6 protein-coding genes are annotated in these 7,051 nt (G+C 68.9%); 5 read left to right on the top strand and 1 reads right to left on the bottom strand.

All coding sequences use genetic code 11. The features are described from left to right. The 5 genes from GJ629_RS04735 to GJ629_RS04715 form a co-directional block, all read left to right on the top strand. The coding region (locus GJ629_RS04735; RefSeq protein WP_157511976.1) for a glycosyltransferase family 2 protein at window positions 1–1,052 on the top strand (1,052 nt) is incomplete at its 5' end. 56 nt (window positions 1,053–1,108) lie between these two features. After that, complete coding sequence (locus GJ629_RS04730; RefSeq protein ID WP_157511975.1) at window positions 1,109–2,023, top strand: NAD-dependent epimerase/dehydratase family protein; 915 nt, start codon at window positions 1,109–1,111, stop codon at window positions 2,021–2,023. A gap of 61 nt (window positions 2,024–2,084) precedes the next feature. Further along, a complete protein-coding gene (locus tag GJ629_RS04725) occupies window positions 2,085–3,083 on the top strand; it encodes a Gfo/Idh/MocA family protein (RefSeq protein ID WP_157511974.1) in 999 nt (332 codons plus the stop codon). Further along, on the top strand, window positions 3,080–3,988 hold the full coding sequence (locus tag GJ629_RS04720) for an NAD-dependent epimerase/dehydratase family protein (protein WP_157511973.1): 909 nt from the start codon (window positions 3,080–3,082) through the stop codon (window positions 3,986–3,988). The genes GJ629_RS04725 and GJ629_RS04720 overlap by 4 nt, the downstream gene beginning before the upstream one ends. 47 nt (window positions 3,989–4,035) lie before the next feature. Then, window positions 4,036–5,448, top strand: coding sequence for a lipopolysaccharide biosynthesis protein (locus GJ629_RS04715; RefSeq protein ID WP_157511972.1), 1,413 nt, complete (start codon window positions 4,036–4,038; stop codon window positions 5,446–5,448). 4 nt (window positions 5,449–5,452) lie between these two features. On the opposite strand, the gene GJ629_RS04710 is transcribed toward GJ629_RS04715, so the two are convergent. Further along, on the bottom strand, window positions 5,453–6,862 hold the full coding sequence (locus tag GJ629_RS04710; RefSeq protein WP_157511971.1) for a sorbosone dehydrogenase family protein: 1,410 nt from the start codon (window positions 6,860–6,862) through the stop codon (window positions 5,453–5,455). Window positions 6,863–7,051: the final 189 nt, after the last annotated feature.

The raw sequence follows: 7,051 nt of genomic DNA, 5'->3' as shown, positions 1-7,051 counted from the left end.
CGGCGGCGGCGCGGGCGGCCGGCTACCCCGGTATCGTCCTGCAACCGGAGGGGTGCCCGCGGATCGACTACGAACGGACGCTCGCAGCGTTCGCCGAGGACGGTTTCGAGATGTACGCCGTCCCCGAACGGGCGGGGACGACCCCGGGGACACCGCACGTCCTCGTGGCGATTCCCGCGTACAACGCGGCCGGGTCGATAGCGACCGTCGTCTCGGAGGCCGCGGAGTTCGCCAACGAGGTGCTCGTCGTCGACGACGGGAGCAGAGACGCGACGGCCGACCGCGCCAGAGCGGCCGGCGCGACGGTTGTCGTCCACCCGCGCAACCGCGGCTACGGCGGCGCGCTGAAGACTATCTTCGAGGTGGCCCACCAGAAGGGGGCCGCCCACGTCGTCACCATCGACGCCGACGGTCAACACGACGCCGGGGACATCCCCAGACTGGTCGCGACGCAGGACGACAGCGGCGCCGGCGTCGTTATCGCGAGTCGGTACGGCACCGGGACGGAGATGCCGTTCGTCAGGTCCATCGGCCTCGGGGTCATCAACCTGCTGACGAACGTCTCGATGGGGCGGTTTCGCTCGCGGCGCCGCGTCCGGGACACCCAGAGCGGGTTCCGCGCGTACACCGCCGACGCCGTCGAGACGCTGGTCGAGGCCGACGATATCGGCGACGGGATGTGGGCGAGCACGGACATCCTGTACGCGACCAGCGACGCCGGCTTCGAGTTCCACGAGATCGGAACGACGATCCGGTACGACGTCGAGAACGGGAGCACCGAGGGCGCGGCGACCCACGGGTTCGGTCTCGTCCACAACATCGCCGGCTTCTTCCAGCGGTCCCACCCCATCCTGCTGGTCGGCGTCCCCGGCCTGATGACGCTGCTCATCGGATCGCTGTTGACCGCGTGGGCATTCCAAGGGACGCCCTCGACGCCCGTCGTCGTCGTCGGGACGATGGCGATGGCGCTCGGCGTCGTGATGCTGACGCTGTCGGTGCTGTTGCACGTGCTGAACACACACCCGGTGTTCAGACAGCGGTCCGACCGGTGACAAACCCCGCAGACGGCGGCCCGGACCTATATGCCGGTCGGGCGCGAGACGACGCTATGGACGCGTCACTGGAGGGACAGACGGTTCTGGTCACGGGTGGTGCGGGGTTCATCGGCCGGCACCTCGTCGAAGCGCTGGTCGATTCGAACACCGTCCGAGTGCTCGACAACGGGTACTCCGGGCAACTCGACGCGGTGCCCGACGGAGCGACCCTGATCGAGGGGGACATCAGAGACCCCGAGACGGTGGCGGACGCGATGGCCGACGTCGACGTGGTGTTCCATCAGGCGGCCATCGTCAGCGTCACCGAGTCCGTCGAGCGACCGAACGAGACCAACGACGTGAACCTCACCGGGACCGTCGAGGTGCTGGACGCGGCGCGTCGGGCGGACGCCCGGGTAGTCTTCGCGTCCAGCGCGGCTATCTACGGGCGGCCCGAGTCGGTCCCCGTCGCGGAGACCCACCCGACAGAGCCGCTGTCGCCGTACGGCCTCCAGAAACTCACCGCCGACCGATATCTCAGACTGTACGCCGACCTCTACGGTCTGGAGGGGGTCGCGCTGCGGTACTTCAACGTCTACGGGCCCGGCCAGCGCGGCGGCCCGTACAGCGGCGTCGTCACGGCGTTTCTAAACCGGATCAGGGCCGGGGAGCCGTTGGTCGTCGACGGGCCGGGCACCCAGACGCGGGACTTCGTCCACGTCGAGGACGTCGTGCAGGCGAACCTCCGGGCGGCGACGACGGACGCGACGGTCGAGGCCTACAACGTCGGGACGGGGACCGCGGTGACCGTCCGCGAACTCGCCGAACGGGTCCGCGACGCCGCCGACGCCGACGTGTCGATCACCCACGGACCGGCCAGAAGCGGCGACGTGCCCGACAGCGTCGCCGACATCTCGAAGGCCCGGGCGGCGCTGGGCTACGAACCGACCGTCTCACTCTCGGCGGGCTTGGAGGCGTTGCTAGCGTGACCGTGCGGTCGGGCAGGACCCCCCGATATTATTACCGCCGGCCCGCCGAGGGTAGGGCACAATGACGCTGTCAGTGGGTGTCGTCGGTGCGGGGTGGATGGCGACGGACTACCACGTGCCCGGGTTCGACAGCCATCCGGAGACGCGGGTCGTCGCCTTCGCAGAAGCCAGCGACGACCGCCGGGCGACGGTCGCCGCGGAGTTGTCGCTGCCGGGCTACCCCGACGCGGCGGCGATGCTCGCCGCTCACGACCTCGATATCGTGAGCGTCTGCACGCCACCGAGCACCCACGAGGACATCTTCGTCGCCGCCGTCGAGGACGGCTGTCACGTTCTCTGTGAGAAGCCGCTGGCGACCGACGCCGCGACTGCCCGTCGGATGGCCGACGCCGCCGACGAGGCGGGAGTCGTGACCCAAGTCGGCTACCTCCACCGCTACTACGGGAACTACCAGCGCGCGATGGACATCGTGTCGAACACGCTCCTCGGCGACGTGGTCGAGGTGACGGTCGCTCACCACTCGACGCCGCCGACGCAGGGGTGGTACTACGACCAGTCGGTGTCCGGGGGCGGCGTGGTCCGGGACCTCTTTCCGCACTCGCTGGACGTCCTTCTGGACCTCTTCGGCCAGCCGACGGTCGAGTCCGCGAGCGTCCAGTCCCGCGGCGGACGTGCGGTCGAGGACCTCGGTCGGGCGACGCTTTCCTTCGACGGCCCGACGGCGACGGTGTCGGCCTCGTGGACCCAGACCGAGGGCGTCTCGCGCGTCCTCGTCGTCGGGACGGAGGGGTGGCTGGAACTCAGCCCCGAACGGCTCGAGGGGGACGTCCACGGGCGACCGTTCGCCTTCGAACACGGCGACCTGCCGATGGTCGACATCGGCCTCGCCGACCTCTATCCGGCGAGCGACGAGGACCCCCACCGGGCGCGCATCCACGACTTCGCCGACCACGCGGCGGCGGGCGACCGGGCGACGACCGCTCCGGCGAGTCGCGGCGTCGCTGTCGCCGAGATAATCGACGCCGTCTACGAGCAGGCCGACGCAGGGGGTAACCGATGAGAGTCCTCGTGACCGGCGCGACCGGGTTCGTCGGCCTGAACCTCCTCGCGGCGATGGGCGAGGACCACGAACCGGTCGCGCTGGTCCGACCCGGGAGTACGACGGCGCGCCTCCCCGACGGCGTCGAGACGGTCGAAGGGGACCTCGACAGCCTCGGCGGTGCGCTCGACGGCGTGGACGCGGTCGTCCACCTCGCCGCGGCGGTGTACGCCGAGTCGGCGATGGCCGCGACCAACGTCGCCGGCACCGAACGACTCCTCGACGCGGCCGCCGAAGCCGGCATCGACCACTTCGTCTTCCTCAGTACCATCGGCGCACACCCCCACGTCGAGAGCGACCCGGACTCGGCCTACCAGCGCTCGAAGGTCGCCGCCGAGGAACTGCTGTTCGAGGCCGACCACCCCTTCGACGTGGCGGCGGTCTACCCGACGTACATCCTCGGGCCGCGGGACTACCGGCTGACCCGCTACGAGCACGTCCGGCCGGTCGCCGCCAACCGCCTGCTCGTCCCGCCGCTTTACACCTACGACGAGTACAACGTCGTCCACGTCGAGGACGTCGTCGGAACCGTCCGGCACTGCCTCGATGGCAACCCGGGCCGACACCTCGTCACCGGCCCGAACCTCACCACCCGGCAAGTGCTGGGCACCATCGCCGACGCGACCGACGGCCAGTGTCACATCCTCCCGGTCCCCTACAGCGTGATGCGGTGGGGAATCAAGCCGGCTATCGACCTGCTGGCCAAGGTCGGGGTGTCGCCGGTCGGCGGGGCGGCCTTCACCGAACGCGGTGACTACGGCACGGTCCCACCGGCGTTGACCGAACGGGCACCGGTCGCCCAGCGGTCGTGGCAGTCGGCGCTGACCGACACCGTCGCGTGGTACCGGGAGGTCGGCATCCTCTGACGGGGAGTCGTCGCCCGTCCGGGACGCTGGTTCCGACGGTCCGGACGATGAACCTCGCGCGCGCCAGCGGCCTCCTGTTCGGCGTCGAACTGCTCAACACCGCGCTGGGCTTTCTGAGCACCGTCTACTTCGCCCGGGAACTGGGTGCGACGCTACTCGGCGTGTTCTTCCTCTTCGAGGCGACGCTGTACACGATGGCGACAGTCGTCGACTTCGGCCTTCGCGGGGCCGTCGAGAAGCGGATCAGCGCCGGTACCGACCCCGCGCGGATGTTCGGGGCCGGTATCGTCCTGAAACTCCTCCTCGTGGCCGTCGTCGGCGCGGCCGTACTGGCCGCACGGGACCCCATCGCGGCCTACGTCGGGGCCGATCTGGCGCTGGAACTGGTCGCCGTCGTCGTCGTCTTCGAGTTCTCGATGCTGTGTGTCCACGTCCTGCAGGGCGAACTCAGGGCGGGCCAGACGGCGGTGTTGCACCTCGCCCGGAGTCTGACGTACGTCGTCGTCGCCGTGACGCTACTCCAGTTCGGTTTCGGCGTCCGGGCGCTGGTGTACGCGCTGTTGGTCAGTTACTCGCTGTTGCTCGTGACCGCGGCCGCGCGGCTGAACACCCGCGTCGCGCGTCCCGGGTGGCGACACGTCCGGTCGCTGTACGACTACGCGAAGTACAACGGCATCTGGGGACTGGGCGGGCACGTCTACAACTGGATGGACGTCATCGTCATCGGGTTTTTCCTCTCGCAGGCGGCCGTCGGTGCGTACGAACTGGCCTGGCGGCTCACCACGATGACCGTGATGTTCTCGACGGTGTTCGCGAAGGTGCTGTTCCCGCAGTTGTCCGCGATAGAGGCCTACGGCGCGCGTGAGCGGTTGACCGACCTGCTGTCGGGGGCGATAACGGCCTCGCTGTTGCTCGTCGTCCCCGCCGTCGTCGGCGTCGCGGTGCTCGCGGAACCGATTCTCGGCGTTGTCTTCGGTCCCGAGTACGTCATCGCCGCGGCGGCGTTCGTCGTGCTGTCGGGCGAGAAACTCGCCCAAGCCGTCAACCTCGTCTTCGACAAGGGGATACAGGCGCTCGACCGGCCGGTGTACGGCGCGGCCGCGACTATCGTCTCGCTGTCGCTGAATATCGTCCTCAACGTCGTGCTGGTTCCGCGGTTCGGGCTTGTCGGCGCGGCGGCGGCGACGCTCGTCTCCGTCGTCGTCAACACCGTCCTGCTGGGCGTATTCCTTGGCCGACTCATCCCGGTTCGGTTCCCCGTCCGGGACATCGGCTGGCTGGTCGTCTCCTCGCTCGTGATGGGCGTCGTTCTGGCCGGGGCGACGAGCGTAATAACGGTGGAGACGCCCGTCACGCTGGTCGCCGCCATCGGTCTCTCGGCGGTAGTCTACGGGGCCGCGGTGCTGGTGTCGCCGCCGCTCCGGGAGCGGGTCCTCGAAAACGTCCGCGCGGCGCTGTGACCGCTCAGGCCGCGGTTAGCTTCAGGACGACACCCTCGCGCGTGCTGAGCGGGTCCTCCGAGAGGGGGGTCCGCGTGCCGAGGACGTAGGTGTCTTCGCCGTCACGACCCAGCGACAGCACCTGGATGCCGAGTTCCTCCCGGTCGGCGAACCGGAGGAGTCGGGGCGTCCACGGGCCGTCGTCCGCCGGGGTTGCGACGAGCAACCGTCCGGCCGGTTCGGTGAACGACCGCGTGAACACGCCGAAGACGTACTCCTCGGCGAGTTCGTCGACCGCTCCGCCGTGGACGTGACCGCCGATGACGGCGTAGCCGACTGACTCGTCCTGATAGAAGTGGGGGAACTCGATCACGGGGTCGATCAGCGTCTCACCGCGGCTCCCCGAGACCACACACGCCTCGTCGCTGCTGGTCCCCAGTTGCGGGTCGTGGCAGTGGGTGCCCTCCTTCAGCGGCCAGCCGTAGTTGCCGCCCTTCTCGACGACGTTGACCTCCTCCCAGTCGGCCTGCCCGACGTCGCCGACGATCAGCCGGTCCCCCGAGAACGCCATCTTCCACGGGTTGCGAAAGCCCCACGCGTAGAGTTCGTCCCGTCCCTCGGCCCCCACCAGCGGGTTGTCCGCGGGGATGCCGTAGGGCCTCTCGCCCGTTCGGTCGTCGACGTCTATCCGGACGACGGTGCCCATGAGGTTGTCGATGTTCTGGCCGTTGTAGGGGTTCAGCCCGTCGCCGAGGGCGCCGTAGAGGTAGCCGTCGGGCCCGAACTCGATAGTCCCGGCCTGGTGGATCGGTCGGTGCCACTCCAACTCGAAGAGGATCCGCTCGCTGTCGGGGTCGGCCGTCCCGTCCTCGGTGACCTGAAACTCCGAGAGGCGCTCGTTGTGGTCGATGTCCGGCGCCGTAGTGGGAGTGCTGTAGCGGACGTAAAAGCGCCCGTTCTCGGCGAAGTTAGGATGGAACGCCAACCCGAGGAGGCCGCGTTCGTCGTAGCTCACCCACGCTGGCAACCCCTCGCCGATGGCGACGAGACGGTCCCGGATATCCAGAAACGGCTCGTCGGCGAGGCCGTCCTCGTCGTGGACGTACACCACGCCGACCTGATCGGCGACGAACCGGCGGTCGAGACCGTCGTCGGCCGTCACGAGCGCACTCGGGGAGACGAGGCCGGTCGCCACCGTCTCGACGCCCACCGTCGGACCGCCCTCGAAGTAGGGGTCGCTGTCGTCGGACGGGGGCGTCTCGCTCGTCGTCGTCGGGGATTCGCCGTCGGTCGGCTCTGTGCCACCGTCGGTCGTCGTCGGGTCCTCGGAACCGCTGTTGCCGGAACACCCGGCGAGCGAGCCGATAGCCGCCGTCGCCGAGAGCGTCGCCAGAAACGTCCGCCGCGTCGAGCGCCCGTCTGATTTGTTGTCCATACTTTCCTAACGGCTGTCGAAAGCTAATCCTTTGCGTTCGGTTCATCGGTCCTCGCCGCTGTAACTTGTTTCGACGATCGACGTACACAGGTATCGGCCGAAAATCCAGTAACACCGGCCTAGTCGGTCGATTCGCTCCAGTATGGCGGCCCTAACTGGTAAGACAATCGTGGTAAAGAGTCATATATC

Origin of the sequence: Halapricum sp. CBA1109 (assembly GCF_009741825.1) — an archaeon.
In the GTDB taxonomy this organism is placed as follows: domain Archaea; phylum Halobacteriota; class Halobacteria; order Halobacteriales; family Haloarculaceae; genus Halapricum.
Note: the sequence above shows the minus strand (reverse complement) of the source record. Positions and strands in the feature narration are given on the sequence as shown.

Excerpts from the sequence above, each read along its gene's own strand:
- GJ629_RS04730 (WP_157511975.1), top strand. The coding sequence starts at position 1,109 with ATGGACGCGTCACTGGAGGGACAGACGGTTCTGGTCACGGGTGGTGCG.
- GJ629_RS04725 (WP_157511974.1), top strand. The coding sequence starts at position 2,085 with ATGACGCTGTCAGTGGGTGTCGTCGGTGCGGGGTGGATGGCGACGGAC.
- GJ629_RS04720 (WP_157511973.1), top strand. The coding sequence starts at position 3,080 with ATGAGAGTCCTCGTGACCGGCGCGACCGGGTTCGTCGGCCTGAACCTC.
- GJ629_RS04715 (WP_157511972.1), top strand. The coding sequence starts at position 4,036 with ATGAACCTCGCGCGCGCCAGCGGCCTCCTGTTCGGCGTCGAACTGCTC.
- GJ629_RS04710 (WP_157511971.1), bottom strand. The coding sequence starts at position 6,862 with ATGGACAACAAATCAGACGGGCGCTCGACGCGGCGGACGTTTCTGGCG.